General features: G+C 39.3%; 13 protein-coding genes and 2 tRNA genes. 9 read left to right on the top strand and 6 right to left on the bottom strand.

Annotated features, from left to right (window positions below; genetic code table 11):
- A complete protein-coding gene (gene hflC, locus V6W77_RS04090; RefSeq protein ID WP_025235670.1) occupies positions 1–888 on the top strand; it encodes a protease modulator HflC in 888 nt (295 codons plus the stop codon).
- Between the two features lie 174 nt (positions 889–1,062).
- Positions 1,063–2,361 carry an adenylosuccinate synthase gene (gene purA / locus V6W77_RS04085; RefSeq protein ID WP_283386087.1) on the top strand — a complete coding sequence of 433 codons (1,299 nt, stop codon included), beginning with the start codon at positions 1,063–1,065 and terminating at the stop codon, positions 2,359–2,361.
- 152 nt (positions 2,362–2,513) lie between these two features.
- On the opposite strand, the gene V6W77_RS04080 is transcribed toward purA, so the two are convergent.
- Together V6W77_RS04080 and V6W77_RS04075 are read right to left on the bottom strand one after the other, a co-directional pair.
- Positions 2,514–2,590: transfer RNA gene (locus V6W77_RS04080), tRNA-Arg, on the bottom strand.
- 20 nt (positions 2,591–2,610) lie between these two features.
- A tRNA-Pro gene (locus tag V6W77_RS04075) sits at positions 2,611–2,687 on the bottom strand.
- 169 nt (positions 2,688–2,856) lie between these two features.
- On the opposite strand from V6W77_RS04075, the gene folD reads away from it, so the two are divergent.
- Together folD and thiI are read left to right on the top strand one after the other, a co-directional pair.
- Complete coding sequence (gene folD, locus V6W77_RS04070; RefSeq protein WP_334253865.1) at positions 2,857–3,717, top strand: bifunctional methylenetetrahydrofolate dehydrogenase/methenyltetrahydrofolate cyclohydrolase FolD; 861 nt, start codon at positions 2,857–2,859, stop codon at positions 3,715–3,717.
- A gap of 127 nt (positions 3,718–3,844) precedes the next feature.
- Positions 3,845–5,296 (top strand): tRNA uracil 4-sulfurtransferase ThiI, encoded by a 1,452-nt coding sequence (thiI, locus tag V6W77_RS04065; protein ID WP_334253864.1) that lies wholly within the window; start codon positions 3,845–3,847, stop codon positions 5,294–5,296.
- 118 nt (positions 5,297–5,414) lie between these two features.
- Here the strand turns inward: thiI and hpf are convergent, their stop codons facing one another.
- Positions 5,415–5,699 (bottom strand): ribosome hibernation-promoting factor, HPF/YfiA family, encoded by a 285-nt coding sequence (hpf, locus tag V6W77_RS04060; protein ID WP_188155999.1) that lies wholly within the window; start codon positions 5,697–5,699, stop codon positions 5,415–5,417.
- Positions 5,700–5,879: 180 nt separating this feature from the next.
- Between hpf and V6W77_RS04055 the strand changes: the two genes are divergently transcribed.
- The 4 genes from V6W77_RS04055 (at position 5,880) to V6W77_RS04040 (ending at position 10,718) form a co-directional block, all read left to right on the top strand.
- Positions 5,880–6,824, top strand: coding sequence for a Kdo(2)-lipid IV(A) acyltransferase (locus V6W77_RS04055; protein ID WP_334253881.1), 945 nt, complete (start codon positions 5,880–5,882; stop codon positions 6,822–6,824).
- Between the two features lie 89 nt (positions 6,825–6,913).
- A complete protein-coding gene (dapA, locus tag V6W77_RS04050) occupies positions 6,914–7,807 on the top strand; it encodes a 4-hydroxy-tetrahydrodipicolinate synthase (RefSeq protein ID WP_025235729.1) in 894 nt (297 codons plus the stop codon).
- A gap of 264 nt (positions 7,808–8,071) precedes the next feature.
- On the top strand, positions 8,072–9,298 hold the full coding sequence (locus V6W77_RS04045; RefSeq protein ID WP_334253863.1) for a serine/threonine transporter: 1,227 nt from the start codon (positions 8,072–8,074) through the stop codon (positions 9,296–9,298).
- 43 nt (positions 9,299–9,341) lie between these two features.
- A complete protein-coding gene (locus V6W77_RS04040; RefSeq protein WP_334233039.1) occupies positions 9,342–10,718 on the top strand; it encodes an L-serine ammonia-lyase in 1,377 nt (458 codons plus the stop codon).
- A 50-nt stretch (positions 10,719–10,768) separates the two neighbouring features.
- Here the strand turns inward: V6W77_RS04040 and purH are convergent, their stop codons facing one another.
- Positions 10,769–12,358, bottom strand: coding sequence for a bifunctional phosphoribosylaminoimidazolecarboxamide formyltransferase/IMP cyclohydrolase (gene purH, locus V6W77_RS04035; protein ID WP_334253862.1), 1,590 nt, complete (start codon positions 12,356–12,358; stop codon positions 10,769–10,771).
- Between the two features lie 173 nt (positions 12,359–12,531).
- Between purH and V6W77_RS04030 the strand changes: the two genes are divergently transcribed.
- A complete protein-coding gene (locus V6W77_RS04030; RefSeq protein WP_334253861.1) occupies positions 12,532–12,801 on the top strand; it encodes a GNAT family N-acetyltransferase in 270 nt (89 codons plus the stop codon).
- A 49-nt stretch (positions 12,802–12,850) separates the two neighbouring features.
- Here the strand turns inward: V6W77_RS04030 and V6W77_RS04025 are convergent, their stop codons facing one another.
- Together V6W77_RS04025 and dacB are read right to left on the bottom strand one after the other, a co-directional pair.
- Positions 12,851–13,681, bottom strand: coding sequence for a GIY-YIG nuclease family protein (locus tag V6W77_RS04025; RefSeq protein WP_334253860.1), 831 nt, complete (start codon positions 13,679–13,681; stop codon positions 12,851–12,853).
- Positions 13,682–13,695: 14 nt separating this feature from the next.
- Complete coding sequence (gene dacB / locus V6W77_RS04020) at positions 13,696–15,141, bottom strand: serine-type D-Ala-D-Ala carboxypeptidase (RefSeq protein WP_334253859.1); 1,446 nt, start codon at positions 15,139–15,141, stop codon at positions 13,696–13,698.
- Between the last annotated feature and the right edge of the window lie 71 nt (positions 15,142–15,212).

The following is a 15,212-nucleotide window of genomic DNA, read 5'->3' as shown; positions in this document are numbered from 1 at the left end:
ATGCGTAAATTATTATTACCTGTACTGGCTGTGGTAGCATTTGTTGTACTGCAATCAGTAACCATTGTGAACGAAGGCGAGCGTGGCATTATGTTACGTTTTAACAAAGTTCATCGTGATAGCGATCAAAAAGTGGTTGTTTACCAACCGGGTATTCATTTCAAAATGCCATTTATTGATAGCTTGAAAGTGTTAGATGCCCGTATTCAAACGCTAGATGGTCAAGAAGACCGCTTTGTAACGGTGGAGAAAAAAGACCTCTTGGTAGATTCCTATGTGAAATGGCGAATTAGTGATTTTGGTCAATTCTACACCTCAACAGGTGGCGATTATCAAAAAGCAGCTGATTTATTACGTCGTAAAGTCAGCGACCGTCTGCGTTCTGAAATTGGTTCTCGTACCATTAAAGATATTGTGTCAGGCTCTCGTGGCGAATTAATGGCAGGAGCTCAAAAAGCATTAAATACCGGAGAAGATGGCACAGAACGTTTAGGTATGGAAGTTGTTGATGTGCGTGTTAAACAGATCAACTTACCGAATGAGGTTTCCGCTTCTATTTACCAACGTATGCGTGCAGAGCGTGATGCGGTTGCTCGTGAACATCGTTCACAAGGTAATGAGAAAGCAGAAATTATACGTGCTGAAGTAGATAAAAAAGTAACTTTAATTTTGGCAAATGCTAATAAAACGGCTCAAACATTACGAGGCGAAGGCGATGCTCAAGCGGCAAAACTCTATTCAGAGGCGTTTGGTAATGAGCCGGAATTTTATAGCTTTATTCGAAGTTTAAAAGCGTATGAAGATAGCTTTGCTGAAGGGCAGAATAATATGATGTTATTGAAGCCAAATAGTGAGTTTTTACGCTTTATGCAAGCTCCTACAAAATAGTTGTATCTATAAAACCCGATCTAGTATCGGGTTTTGATTTTTTTACCTATTTAGGTGATTACAAGCGGTTAATTTTAATAAAAATTTTGTAATTTTCTGCGATAAATTGACCGCTTGCAATATACCGTTATAATAGGTTATTACTGTTCATTCTAATTTAAAGAGGCATTTTCTATGGGTAAAAGTGTTGCGATTCTCGGGGCTCAGTGGGGCGATGAGGGCAAAGGCAAAATTGTTGATTTATTAACAGATCGTGTGAAGTATGTGGTGCGTTACCAAGGCGGTCATAACGCAGGGCATACGCTAATCATTAATGGTGAGAAAACTGTCCTTCGTCTTATTCCATCTGGTATTTTACGCGATAACGTAACTTGCTTGATCGGTAACGGTGTGGTGCTTTCGCCGGAAGCGTTAATGAAAGAGATGGGTGAATTAGAAGAGCGTGGCATTAATGTGCGTGAGCGTTTAAAAATCTCAGAGGCTTGCCCGTTAATTTTACCTTACCACGTTGCGATGGATCACGCTCGTGAATCGGCACTTGGTAAAAACAAAATCGGTACAACCGGGCGTGGCATCGGTCCGGCTTATGAAGACAAAGTTGCCCGTCGTGGTTTGCGTGTAAGTGATTTGTTTGATAAAGAACATTTCGCAGAAAAATTAAAGGATATTTTAGATTACTACAACTTCCAATTGGTGAACTATTACAAAGTAGAAGCGGTAGATTACCAAAAAACTTTAGATGATGTTTTTGCGATTGCCGATGTAATCACTGGAATGGTGGCAGACGTAACAACTTTACTCCACGAAGCTCGTAAAAATGGAGATAACATCTTATTTGAAGGTGCTCAGGGCACAATGTTAGATATCGACCACGGTACTTACCCATTCGTTACCAGCTCAAATACTACCGCAGGTGGTGTTGCAACAGGTTCTGGCTACGGACCTCGTAACTTAGATTATGTGTTAGGAATCATCAAAGCCTACTGTACACGTGTAGGAAGTGGTCCATTCACTACCGAATTATTTGATGAAGTAGGGGCAGAAATCGCTCGTAAAGGTAAAGAATTTGGTGCAGTAACAGGTCGCCCACGTCGTTGTGGTTGGTTTGATGCTGTGGCGGTTCGCCGTGCAGTACAAATTAACTCTATTTCTGGTTTTTGTATGACAAAACTTGACGTATTAGACGGTTTCAAAGAGTTAAAAATCTGTACAGCATATAAAATGCCAGACGGCAGAATTGTGGAATACGCCCCACTTGCAGCGAAAGATTGGGAAGGTGTTGAACCAATTTACGAAACAATGCCGGGCTGGTCAGAAAACACCTTCCGTGTAACTAAACGTGAAGAGCTACCGCAGGCTGCATTAGATTACATCAAACGCATCGAAGAATTGGTCGGCGTACCGGTGGATATCCTCTCAACAGGTCCGGATCGTGTAGAAACGATGATTCTAAGAGATCCGTTTGCAGCATAATTTAAGATAAACAAAAGCCATTTAGTGAATTAGCTAAATGGCTTTTTTGTAAAATAAATTAGAAATTTGACCGCTTGTAGAGCATAGCTAAAATAAATTAGATTTTGCTTTAGAATGTATAGTTTAGGCTTAATCAAATTATTTGAATTAAATGGCACGCCCTAAAGGATTCGAACCTTTGACCCACGCCTTAGAAGGGCGTTGCTCTATCCAGCTGAGCTAAGGGCGCAGAGATTTATAAGAAAGAAGTGGTCGGCGAGATAGGATTTGAACCTACGACCCACTGGTCCCAAACCAGTTGCGCTACCAAGCTGCGCTACTCGCCGACAAATGATGGAATAATTATAAGATTCTTTATTTAACAGTCAATCTTTTTTTGTTAAAGTTTGTTTAAGTGATTGAACTTTATCCGCTATTTAAAATTAGCTTATCAAAAAGTAAATTTTTTGAGAGAATAGCAAACGTTTTCGCCAATTAATGTTTCGGGAGATAAAAATGACTGCACAGATTATTTCGGGGAGTGAAATTGCCTCAAAAATTAAAAAAGGAATTAGTGAAAAAATCGCTCAATATGTTCAGCAAGGTAAACGTAAACCGGGGCTTGCAGTCATTTTAGTCGGAGCTGATCCTGCCTCGCAAGTTTATGTCGGGAGCAAGCGTAAAAGTTGTGGGGAAATTGGAATTGAATCGAAATCTTACGATTTATCAGCAGAAACAACAGAAGCAGAATTACTTTCACTTATCGAAGAGCTTAATCAAGATGAGTGCGTGGACGGTATTTTGGTTCAATTACCTTTGCCAAAGCAGATTGATTCAACCAAAGTCATTGAAGCAATCGCACCGCATAAAGATGTAGACGGTTTCCACCCTTATAATGTAGGGCGTTTAGCTCAGCGTATTCCGACCTTACGTTCTTGCACCCCTTACGGCGTGATGAAATTACTTGAAACTACGGGTGTGGATTTACACGGTCAGCACGCTGTGATTGTTGGGGCTTCTAATATTGTAGGTCGGCCAATGGCACTAGAATTGTTGCTTGCCGGTTGTACAGTTACAGTTACGCATCGCTTTACTAAAGATTTAGAAAGCCACGTTCGCCAAGCTGATATTCTCGTTGTTGCGGTAGGTAAGCCTGAATTTATTTCAGGTGATTGGATTAAAGAAGGGGCGGTTGTGATTGATGTGGGCATTAATCGTGTGGCAGACGGCAAATTAAAAGGTGATGTGGAATATAGCATTGCCTCGCAAAAAGCGAGCTTTGTTACTCCAGTACCGGGCGGCGTTGGTCCAATGACAGTGGCGATGCTAATGCAAAATACTCTACAGGCTTACGAAAACCATTTACAAGCGGTCTAAAAACCGACATTTTTTGCAAATCCTCAATCTTCTTTCGGATTGGGGATTTTTCTTTGTGAATTTCTAGGCTTTTGAGCCAGAAAAGGCTAAAATAGCCCACATTTTTGAATAGCAGACTGATTTTTATATGAAATTTATTATCAAACTTTTCCCTGAAATTATGATTAAAAGCGATTCGGTGCGTAAACGCTTTATCAAAATTTTAACTTCTAATATCCGCAATGTGCTATTAAAGGAAACGGAAAATGTATCCGTAGTGCGTAATTGGGATTTTATTGAAGTACGAGCCAAAGTGGAGGAAGAAGCCCCTGTCGTCTTAGATTTATTAAAACGCACGCCCGGTATTCACCATATTTTAGAGGTAGAAGAAAGCCCTTTTACCGATATGCACGATATTTTCGAGCAAACTTATACGGCAGTAAAAGATGAGTTAGAAGGCAAAACCTTCAGCGTGCGTGTTCGCCGTAAAGGCAAGCACGATTTCCGCTCGCTGGATGTGGAACGCTATGTTGGCGGTGGTTTAAATCAACGTATTGAAAGTGCCAAAGTGAAATTAAAAGATCCTGACGTAACGGTACGTATTGATATTGAATACGACAAAATGTTGTTGATTAAAGCTCGCCACGAGGGTTTGGGCGGCTATCCAATCGGCACTCAAGAAGATGTACTTTCGTTAATCTCTGGCGGTTTTGATTCGGGCGTATCGAGCTATATGTTAATTCGTCGTGGTTCTCGAGTGCATTACTGTTTCTTCAATTTAGGCGGTGCGGCACACGAAATCGGTGTAAAACAGATGGCTTACCACATTTGGAGTCGTTACAGCACTTCTCACAAAGTTCGCTTTGTGGCGATTAACTTTGAAAATGTGGTTGGCGAGATTTTAGAAAAAATCGATAACGGTCAAATGGGCGTGGTGTTAAAGCGTATGATGGTTCGAGCGGCAAGCAAAATTGCCGAGCGTTTCGATATTCAAGCTATCGTTACCGGTGAAGCGTTAGGGCAGGTTTCGAGCCAAACTCTTACGAATTTACGTTTGATTGATAAAGCGTCTGATACTTTAGTTTTACGTCCGCTTATCACACACGACAAAGAACAGATCATTGCAATGGCGAAAGCGATCGGCACGGACGACATCGCTAAATCAATGCCGGAATTTTGTGGTGTAATTTCTAAAAATCCAACGGTAAAAGCGATTGAAAGCAAAATCATCGAGGAAGAAGGCAACTTCAACTTTGAGATCCTTGAGCAAGCGGTGCAAAATGCGAGCTATTTAGATATCCGAGATATTGCCGAGCAAACTGAGAAAGAAGTAGTATCGGTAGAAACAACCACAGAATTAGGCGAAAATGATGTGATTTTGGATATCCGTAGCCCTGAAGAAGTGGATGAAAAACCGTTTAGCCTAGAAGGGGTGGAAGTCAAAGAACTCCCGTTCTACAAACTCTCTAGCCAATTTGCGAGCCTCGACCAAAGCAAAAATTACCTACTTTATTGCCAGCGTGGTGTAATGAGCAAACTGCAAGCACTTTACTTAAAAGAAAACGGCTATAACAACGTTAAAGTCTTTCGTATGAAATAACATAAGCGGTCAGATTTATCTGATTTTTTGCAAAAAATGAGAGAAATTGAACCGCTTGTAAAAAGTAAAAAATAGGGCTAAATGATTTTTCATTTAGCCCTTAAAATATCAAGAAAAATTAATGTTCGTGTTTTTCTTTCAGTTTAATTAATTGCCCTTCTAATTTTTTCTTCACATCGAAAATAGCATTATATAAATCTTCGTGTTCTGATTTTGCAACCAAGTCGCCTAAAGGTGTACCGATTGTAGCTTCTACTTGGAAGGTATTCGGCTGCTTGATCAACATAAAATGTGGATTTATCAGCTGGGTATGATATTTTTCTAACTTAGCTAAACGCTCCTCAATATGAGTACGGATTGCAGGGGTAATGTCCATTTGTTTGCTTGAAATATTTAGTGACATAACATTTTCCTCTTGTTTAGTTAAGGCTTTTTGCCGTTGATATCTTGTAATCAAAATATGCGGTTCACTCCAAAAATTCAAGTGAAAAATGGAATAAATTTCTAAAAATTTGATCTACTTAACATTTTTAACTATTTTTGGCTATAATATCTCTAATAAATAGACAACTGAGATTTGATGATGAGCGAGAAAAAACAGCTACCTCCGTTTCAAAAACAATTTTTACATCCAAAATATTGGGGATTATGGCTTGGATTAGGTATTTTTAAATTAATCCTCTGCTTGCCTTATCCTATTTTAGTTAACATCGGTTTAGGTTTAGGGAATTTATTTACCAAGTTAGGCTTTGGAAAACGCCGTATGAGAATTGCCCGCCGTAATTTAGAACTCTGTTTCCCCCATTATTCTGCCGAGCAAGTTGAAGAATTAGTGCAAGAAAATATGAAGTCGGTGGGAATGGCGATTATCGAAACTGGTATGGCGTGGTTCTGGTCTGATGCTCGCATTCTGAAATGGTCAAAAGTGGAAGGTGGGGAATATTTAAAGCAACGTGCCGGTAACAATCAAGGTATATTGTTAGTTGGCGTACATTTCTTAACCTTAGAACTTGGTGCAAGGATTATTGGCTTGCATCATCAAGGTATTGGTGTTTATCGCCCAAATGATAATCCATTATTAGATTGGATACAGTTTCGAGGTAGAATCCGTTCTAATAAAGCAATGCTTGATCGCAAAGATGTTCGAGGGATGATTAGAGCATTGAAAAATGGCGAGATGATTTGGTATGCACCAGATCACGATTATGGTAGAAGAAATAGTGTTTTTGTGCCTTTTTTTGCAGTAGAAGATACTTGTACAACGGCAGGCAGCTATATGCTGATTCGTTCTGCACCTAATGCGGTGGTCATTCCGTTCAGTCCAATGCGTAATGAAGATTATTCGGGTTATACAATTAAAATTAGTCCTCCGGTTGATTTCAGCCAGAGTCAAAATGAAGTGGATACAGCCATCTTAATGAATAAAGTGGTAGAGCGTGAAATTATGAATGCACCAACTCAATATATGTGGCTACATCGCCGTTTTAAAACGCGACCAAATGAAGATGATAAGAGCCTTTATGATTAATTTTAAATAATTGAAAAAAGTGCTTGCATATTTAAGCTGAATTTTGCAATCTAGCAGAAGTATATTTATCATAATAAAAAATGCAGGAGATGATTATGGCAACCCCTTTATTTCACGGCAGCATTGTTGCTTTAGTAACCCCAATGACTCACGGTGAAGTGGATTTCCAAGATTTAAAAAAATTAGTGGAGTATCACATTCAAGCCGGCTCTCACGGTATTGTTTCGGTGGGCACAACAGGTGAGTCTACAACTTTAAGCATTGATGAAAATGTCAAAGTAATTCAAAAGACCGTTGAATTTGCAGATGGTCGCATTCCTGTTATTGCAGGTACAGGCTCAAATGCGACCAGTGAAGCAATTACAATGACCAAACTATTGGCAAACAGCGGTGTAGCCGGTTGTTTGAGCGTTGTGCCTTATTACAATAAGCCAACCCAAGAAGGAATGTATTTACACTATAAGGCGATTGCTGAGAGTACAGATCTTCCACAAATCCTTTACAATGTGCCGGGTCGCACAGGGAGTGATTTAAAACCTGAAACCATCGGTCGTTTAGCGAAAATTGAAAACATCGTAGCAGTAAAAGAAGCCACCGGAGATTTAAGTCGTTTACCGTTAATCAAACAATTAGCTGGCGATGATTTTATTTTCTTAAGTGGTGATGATGCAACAGGCTTTGAATCAATGAAGCAAGGCGGTCAAGGTGTGATTTCCGTAACAAATAATGTTGCTGCGGCAGATATGGCGAAAATGTGTGAGTTAGCCTTAGCAGGTAAATTTGATGAAGCAGAAGAAATCAATAACCGCTTAATGGCTTTGCACCGTGATTTATTCGTAGAATCTAACCCGATTCCGGTAAAATGGGCTACTTATAAATTAGGTTTAATTAGCGAGCCAAACTTACGCTTACCATTAACTACCTTATCTGAATCAGCACAACCTACAGTATTAAAAGCGTTACAACAAGCGGGCTTAATTTAATTATTTTTTGCAAATATATTAAAACCAGTTAATTTGATTAACTGGTTTTTTTATTTTGATAAATAGTATATTCTAAAATATAAAAACACCAACTTCCTTGATTTAGATAAATTTTTATCCTGCTTGCTTAATTATTCTCCATATAAAAAACTATTTTTTCTGCTTTTGATAGTTATATCAAAAAATGAATAAAAAGCCATTGTTTTCCCTATTTATAGAGCTAGTATAGCCCTGTTTTTTAACTTTATAAAAGGAGATTATATTATGGCTACGCCATCTCAACGTTTTTCTCTCACTTGGGTACTTAATTTATTTGGTACTGCGGTGGGAGCAGGTGTTCTATTTTTGCCTATCAATGCAGGTATGGGAGGGTTTTACCCATTAGTTGTAATGACATTATTAGTTGGTCCTATGACTTATTTAGCTCATCGTGGCTTAACTCGTTTTGTGCTTTCTTCAAAACATAAAGGAAGTGATATTACTGCCGTTGTGCGAGAGCATTTTGGTGAACAAGCAGGTAAATTGATTACACTGCTTTATTTTTTTGCTATTTTTCCAATTTTACTGATTTATGGTGTTGGAATTACAAATACCGTTAGTTCTTTTATGGAAAATCAGCTCCACATAATGCCACCGTCTAGAGCAGTATTATCCTTTATTTTAATTGCTGCTATGATTGGGGTTATGCTACTTAACGAAGAAGTAATGCTAAAAATTACAACTTGGTTAGTATATCCTTTAGTGCTAATTTTATTTGGTTTATCTATTTATCTTATTCCACAATGGAATACTGCGGCGTTACAACAAATGCCAACCACCAGCGATTTCTTAACTACACTTTGGCTAACCATTCCGGTTTTAGTGTTTGCCTTCAACCATTCACCAGCGATTTCCTCATTTGCACTCTCTCAACAAAAACATTACCAAGATGAGCATAAAACAGAAACTGAAGCAGCTAAAGTGCTACGCTCTACAGCATTTATCTTAGTATTATTTGTAATGTTTTTTGTGTTTAGCTGTGTACTTACGCTAACACCAGCAGAATTAGCCGAAGCAAAAGTGCAGAACATCTCGATTTTGTCTTACTTAGCAAATAAATTCGATAATCCGATTATTTCCTATTTCGGACCATTAGTGGCGTTTTTGGCGATTGGTAGCTCATTCTTCGGGCATTATTTAGGAGCTCGTGAGGGATTAGAAGGTTTAGTGAATCAAATGCGTGAAGAACCGATTGAACCGAACAAATTCCGCAAAATTACCGCTGTTACGTTCTTAGTCATTTTATGGATTGTAGCAACTATTAACCCAAGTATCTTAGGTTTTATTGAGAGCTTAGGTGGTCCAATTATTGCGATGATTTTATTCATTATGCCGGTGTATGCAGTTTACAAAGTGCCAGCCCTTGCTCGCTTTAAAAATGAATTTGGACAGATTTTTGTATTCGTTATGGGCTGTATTGCGATTTCAGCCATTGTGTACGGATTACTCTAATCCGAGTAAAATACACTTTTGATTTTATTGTGGATGCGTATTTATGATTAGCGTATTTGATATGTTTAAAGTGGGAATTGGACCTTCCAGTTCCCACACTGTTGGACCAATGAAAGCGGCAAAAGAATTTGTTGATGAATTACAAAGTCGCAAATTTTTGGCAAAAATTGACCGCTTGAAGGTTGATGTTTATGGTTCGCTATCCTTAACAGGGCGTGGACATAATACCGATATCGCCATTATTATGGGGCTAATGGGTTATTTGCCACATAATGTGGATATTGAGCGTATTGATAACACCATTGAAAGTTTAAAACAAAATAAGCAACTGGTGGTTGCAGAAAGCAGTGATGAACCTAAGCAGATTCGATTTGATTTTTTTGAGGATATGCCATTTCATAATGATTTCTTACCGCTACACGAAAATGGCGTGAAGTTCACGGCTTTAAGTGGCGAAGAAATCTTATTTGAAAATACCTATTACTCAATTGGTGGCGGATTTATTGTTGATGAGGCAAATTTTGAAAAGGTCAAGGAGAGTGATGTCTCTGTGCCTTTTCCTTATCGTAATGCGGCTGATTTGCTACGTCATTGTAAAGAGAATGGATTACCTATTTCCTCACTTGTGTGGAAAAATGAGTTAGCATTACGCTCAAAAGAAGAAATTTCTGATTATCTCGCAATGATTTGGCAGACAATGGAAGCCTGTATTGAACGGGGTGTACATACAGAAGGATTGCTACCCGGTCCACTTAAAGTAGCTCGCCGAGCTTGTTCATTACGCAGGATGTTAGAGGCTAACAGTAAGTTTAATACAGATCCTATGCAAATTATCGACTGGGTCAATATGTTTGCCCTTGCCGTTAATGAGGAAAATGCAGCAGGCGGACGAGTAGTAACAGCTCCAACTAATGGTGCTTGCGGTATTGTGCCAGCGGTGTTAGCTTATTACCAAAAATTTATCGCCCAACTTAACCAAGAAACGATTGAGCGTTATTTACTCACAACCAGTGTGATAGGTTCACTTTACAAAATGAATGCTTCGATTTCTGGGGCAGAAGTAGGTTGTCAAGGTGAGGTAGGTGTCGCTTGTTCAATGGCTGCAGCAGGTTTAACAGAAATTATGGGCGGTAGTGCAGAACAAGTTTGTATGGCAGCAGAAATTGCGATGGAACATAATCTCGGTTTAACTTGTGATCCTGTTGGTGGACAAGTACAAGTACCTTGTATTGAGCGAAATGCGATAGCTTCGGTCAAAGCGATTAATGCAAGTCGAATGGCATTACGCCGTACCTCTTCGCCACAAGTGAGTTTAGATAAAGTGATCGAAACGATGTATGAAACAGGTCGGGATATGAACGCAAAATACCGTGAAACTTCAACAGGCGGTCTAGCGATTAAAGTCTTACCCTGTGATTAAATAAGCAAAGGCTATCTTTTAACAAGATAGCCTTTTAGTTTAACTAAATATTAATGACGGAAATGTCTCATTCCTGTTAATACCATCGCCATACCGTGTTCGTTTGCCGCATCAATTACTTCTTGATCACGCATTGAACCGCCTGGGTGGATAACACAAGTAATACCGACTTTCGCTGCTGCATCAATACCGTCACGGAATGGGAAGAAAGCATCAGATGCCATCACGCAACCAGCCACTTGTAAGCCTTCATCTTCTGCTTTAATGCCCGCAATTTTCGCCGAATAGACACGGCTCATTTGCCCTGCACCAATGCCGATAGTCTGACCATCTTTCGCATACACAATCGCATTTGATTTCACATATTTCGCCACTTTCCAGCAGAACAGTAAATCTTTCAATTCCGCTTCTGTTGGTTTGCGTTCAGACACCACTTGTAAATCTTCGATTGAAACTGAACCTTGATCCGCATCTTGTACCAATAAGCCGCCGTTCACACGTTTGTAGTCCAAACGTTTTTCAGCTTGGCTGAATTCACCGCACTCTAACACACGCACATTTTTCTTTTTCGCCAATGCTTCTTTTGCCGCTTCAGAAATCGTTGGAGCGATAATTACTTCCACAAATTGACGGTCTGCAATCGTTTGTGCCGTTTCGCCGTCTAGCTCACGGTTAAAGGCGATAATGCCGCCGAAAGCAGAGGTTGGGTCGGTTTGGTAAGCACGGTTGTAGGCTTCTAAAATATCTTTGCCTAACGCCACGCCACAAGGGTTAGCGTGTTTTACAATCACACAAGCTGGCTCTGCGAACTCTTTTACGCACTCAAGGGCAGCATCGGTGTCGGCAATATTGTTGTAAGACAATGCTTTGCCTTGAAGCTGTTTTGCGGTAGAAACTGAAGCTTCTTTCACTTCATTTTCTACGTAGAAAGCCGCATTTTGGTGAGCATTTTCACCGTAACGCATAGTTTGTTTACGCACAAAATTCAAGTTTAATGTACGTGGGAATTGACCGCAAATTTGGGTTAAATCTTCTTCCTCAGCCCCTTGATATGGAGGTACTTTTTGCCCGAAGTAGTTAGCGATCATTGAATCGTATTGTGCAGTATGCTCAAAGGCTTTGATTGCCAAGTTGAAACGGGTTTCTAAGGTTAAACCGTTTTGGTTTTGATCCATTTCTGCAAGAATTGCATCAAAATCGTTATTATTCACCACGATAGCCACATCTTTATGGTTTTTCGCCGCAGAACGCACCATTGTTGGACCGCCGATGTCGATATTTTCCACCGCATCTTCCAAAGTACAATTCGGTTTTGCCACCGTTGCCGCAAACGGATACAGATTTACCACCACCATATCAATACGCTCAATGCCGTGTTGGTTCATAATTTCATCATCAGTACCACGGCGACCTAAAATCCCACCGTGTACTTTCGGGTGAAGGGTTTTTACACGACCGTCCATCATTTCAGGGAAGCCTGTGTAGTCAGATACTTCCGTTACAGCTAAGCCGGCTTCTGCTAATAATTTTGCCGTACCACCTGTAGAAAGTAATTTTACACCACGAGCGGCAAGCCCTTGTGCAAATTCGACAATGCCTTTTTTATCAGACACACTTAATAACGCTTGTTGAATCGCCATTTTTTCTAAGTTCCTTAAAATGAGTGTTAAAATGTGAAATAAACGGCGGATATTATAAAGCAAACGTTTGCTTTTTTCATCTGCAAGCGGTCGAATTTGCAAAGTTTTTTGCGAAAATAACCGCTTGCAGTGAGCCTCAAACAGCGTAGAATGTGTGAAAAAACGGAGGAATTATGATTAAACACAATCTTGATAATTTTGAGTTTGCGTATATTGATGAAAGTGGGGTAAAAGCCGGCACATTGCGTTACCGCTACATCAAAGAAAATGTGATTGATGCCTACACCACAAGGGTTGATGAAGTCTTTCAAGGCAAGGGAATTGCCGGTGAGCTTTATAATGCCTTAATAGCTTTTGCCCAAGAAAAAGCATTAAAAATCAAGCCGAGCTGCAGCTATATTGATGTCAAAATGCAGCGAAGCCATCGAGATTTAATTGCTTAATGAAGATACAAGCGGTCGTAAAATATGAAAAATTTACGACCGCTTGTATTTACCCCCAATGGAAGGTGATCTTTAGCCCGATACTATCCGCAAAAGATTGAATTGATTTACGGCGTTGAGCCGTTGATGAATGTGTATAGAGATAAATACCGTCTTCAAGTTTTGTTGTATATGCCATACCATTTGGTCGGTAGCAAGGCTCTGAACCAACACAATGTGTTAATGTCGGTTTTCCTTTTCTGATGTAGTTTTCGACCAGCTCTCGATAATGAGAATTTAATAGATGCTTGAAGAAGTTTTTTTGATTATCTCTAAAATTTCTCCCCGAAATTTTAGTACCATCAGTAAGTTCAATCCAACAATATGAGGCTTCTTCTGATAATTGCTCCTCGTTGTTCAATTCACTCTCAAAAATATTGATATGAGCCACTTCTTCCATAATCTCTTGTACAATATCAAATACATTTTTTGCTTTGATTTTACTGGTTTTGTCAATATAAGAGGTGTTTCCGATAGTGCCATTTTCAAGAATTAAATCGGTATTCTTAAATTCATTGATGAGTATTTTTTCAAGATAATCAGTTTGTGATTTATCTAAATGTCCATCTTCTCGACCAAAGAAAATAATTTTATTCCACCAAGTTTTGGTATCATCTTTAATATGCTTGGCGATACGATCATAAATCTTACCTGAAGCTTGTCCGATATATCGTTTATTTTCGCCCAATAAAATATAAATGCCTGCTTTATTTGCCTCTTCTAAATGCTTGAGAGCATTAAAATCTGTACGGTCTGCAATCACAAAGAATGCAGGTTCTTTCGTGTAAACCGTAATATTATCTCGCCCTCTATCGGTAACAATAACAGTATGAGTAACCATAAATATAGTCTTCCTTATTCATTAAACAACGCCATATAAAATCGATTTTCAAAGGTGTTCAGTGGAGCTCGTTTGGTTTTACTTTCCAGCTCGCCTGTGGAATAACCACTAATAAATTGCACGAAGGCAATTCGCTCACCGCGTGCATTTTTCATAAAGCCGGCAAGGTTATAAACACCCTTTAATGCCCCTGTTTTGGCAATCAGATTTTTCGCCAGCGGTTCGGTGGAAATTGAACCTCTACCTGAAATAGTGCCATCTACGCCTGCAATCGGGAAGGTTTCAAATAAGCGTAATGTTTCTTCATTTTGTGCAATATATTCAAGAGTGTCTAGCATTGTATTCGCACTTATTTGATTATGGCGGGAAAGCCCTGAACCATCGGCAACAACACTATTTTTAAAATCAATATTGGCTTTTGATTTTAACAGTTGGCGAATTACATAACTACCTAACTGAAAAGAAGCAGGACGGTTATGTTGTTTATTGGCAACGGTTCTAAACAAGGCATCAGCAATTTGGTTATCCGATTTTTTCATCATTTTTTTAAGTAATACAGTCAATGGCTCTGAATAGTGTTCGGCTAATACTGTGCCTGCTTGTGGCGTTAAAGGCTCTTTTAGCTGTCCGTTAAACTCAATGCCTAGACTTTTCAAATGTTTATTGATGATATTTGCCCCATAGTTGGTAGGAGCTTGCACTGAGAAACTTAACCCAAACGGTTTGGATTGGCGAGCCATACAGCCTTTAATTTGATAGCGATTGTTATCGTGAACCACCACATCAAGTTGGCAAAAAGGGGCTTCTTTGCTATCTACAACATAAGCAGCACTGAATACCTGTACAGGATAGGCAGAAGGCACATCCACTTTGGCAAATTCGCCTATTGGTTGATCGGCATTTAGCGTAACATAAAAGCAGTTTCTATCAATATTAATCGCTGCCGGTGGGGCGTTAAAGCACATTGTTAAATCATTCCAAATCCAGCCGGAAGCTTTGTCGTGGCTGGCAAAAACGGACGTATCTAAAATTAAATCCCCTTCAATTTTGTTGATACCTTGTTGCTTTAATTTGCTAATTAATTGATAAATTTGACCGCTTGTGAGCTCCGGATCACCGGTAAAACGGGCAATTAAGTTACCTTTTAACACGCCGTTTTCAACCGTGCCATTCGTTAAAAGAGCGGTTTGAAAGCGAAATTCATCACTTAAGGTTAATTTTGCTGCTAATGCCGTAAACACTTTCTGAGTGCTTGCCGGTAGCATAAAAACATCACTTTGATGCTGAGTGATAATCTGATTAGTGTCTAAGTTTTTAGCAATAAAACTCACTGAAGTGCCAGCTGGCAAGGTTTGAATGAGTTCTTCAGCATTAATTTCTGCTTGTACAAGGCTTGGAATAAGTAATGTGGATAAGATAAATTTCTGAAAAAAAGTGCGAGTGGCGTTTTTAAAAATCATAATAAAAGGGGAGTTGAAATTTTTAGTTAGAAATTGAATAATAGCCCTTTCAATTTCATTCGTAAACCGAT

The sequence above is a fragment of the Mannheimia indoligenes genome, assembly GCF_036880405.1.
Classification (GTDB): Bacteria; Pseudomonadota; Gammaproteobacteria; order Enterobacterales; family Pasteurellaceae; genus Mannheimia; species Mannheimia indoligenes.
Note: the sequence above shows the minus strand (reverse complement) of the source record. Positions and strands in the feature narration are given on the sequence as shown.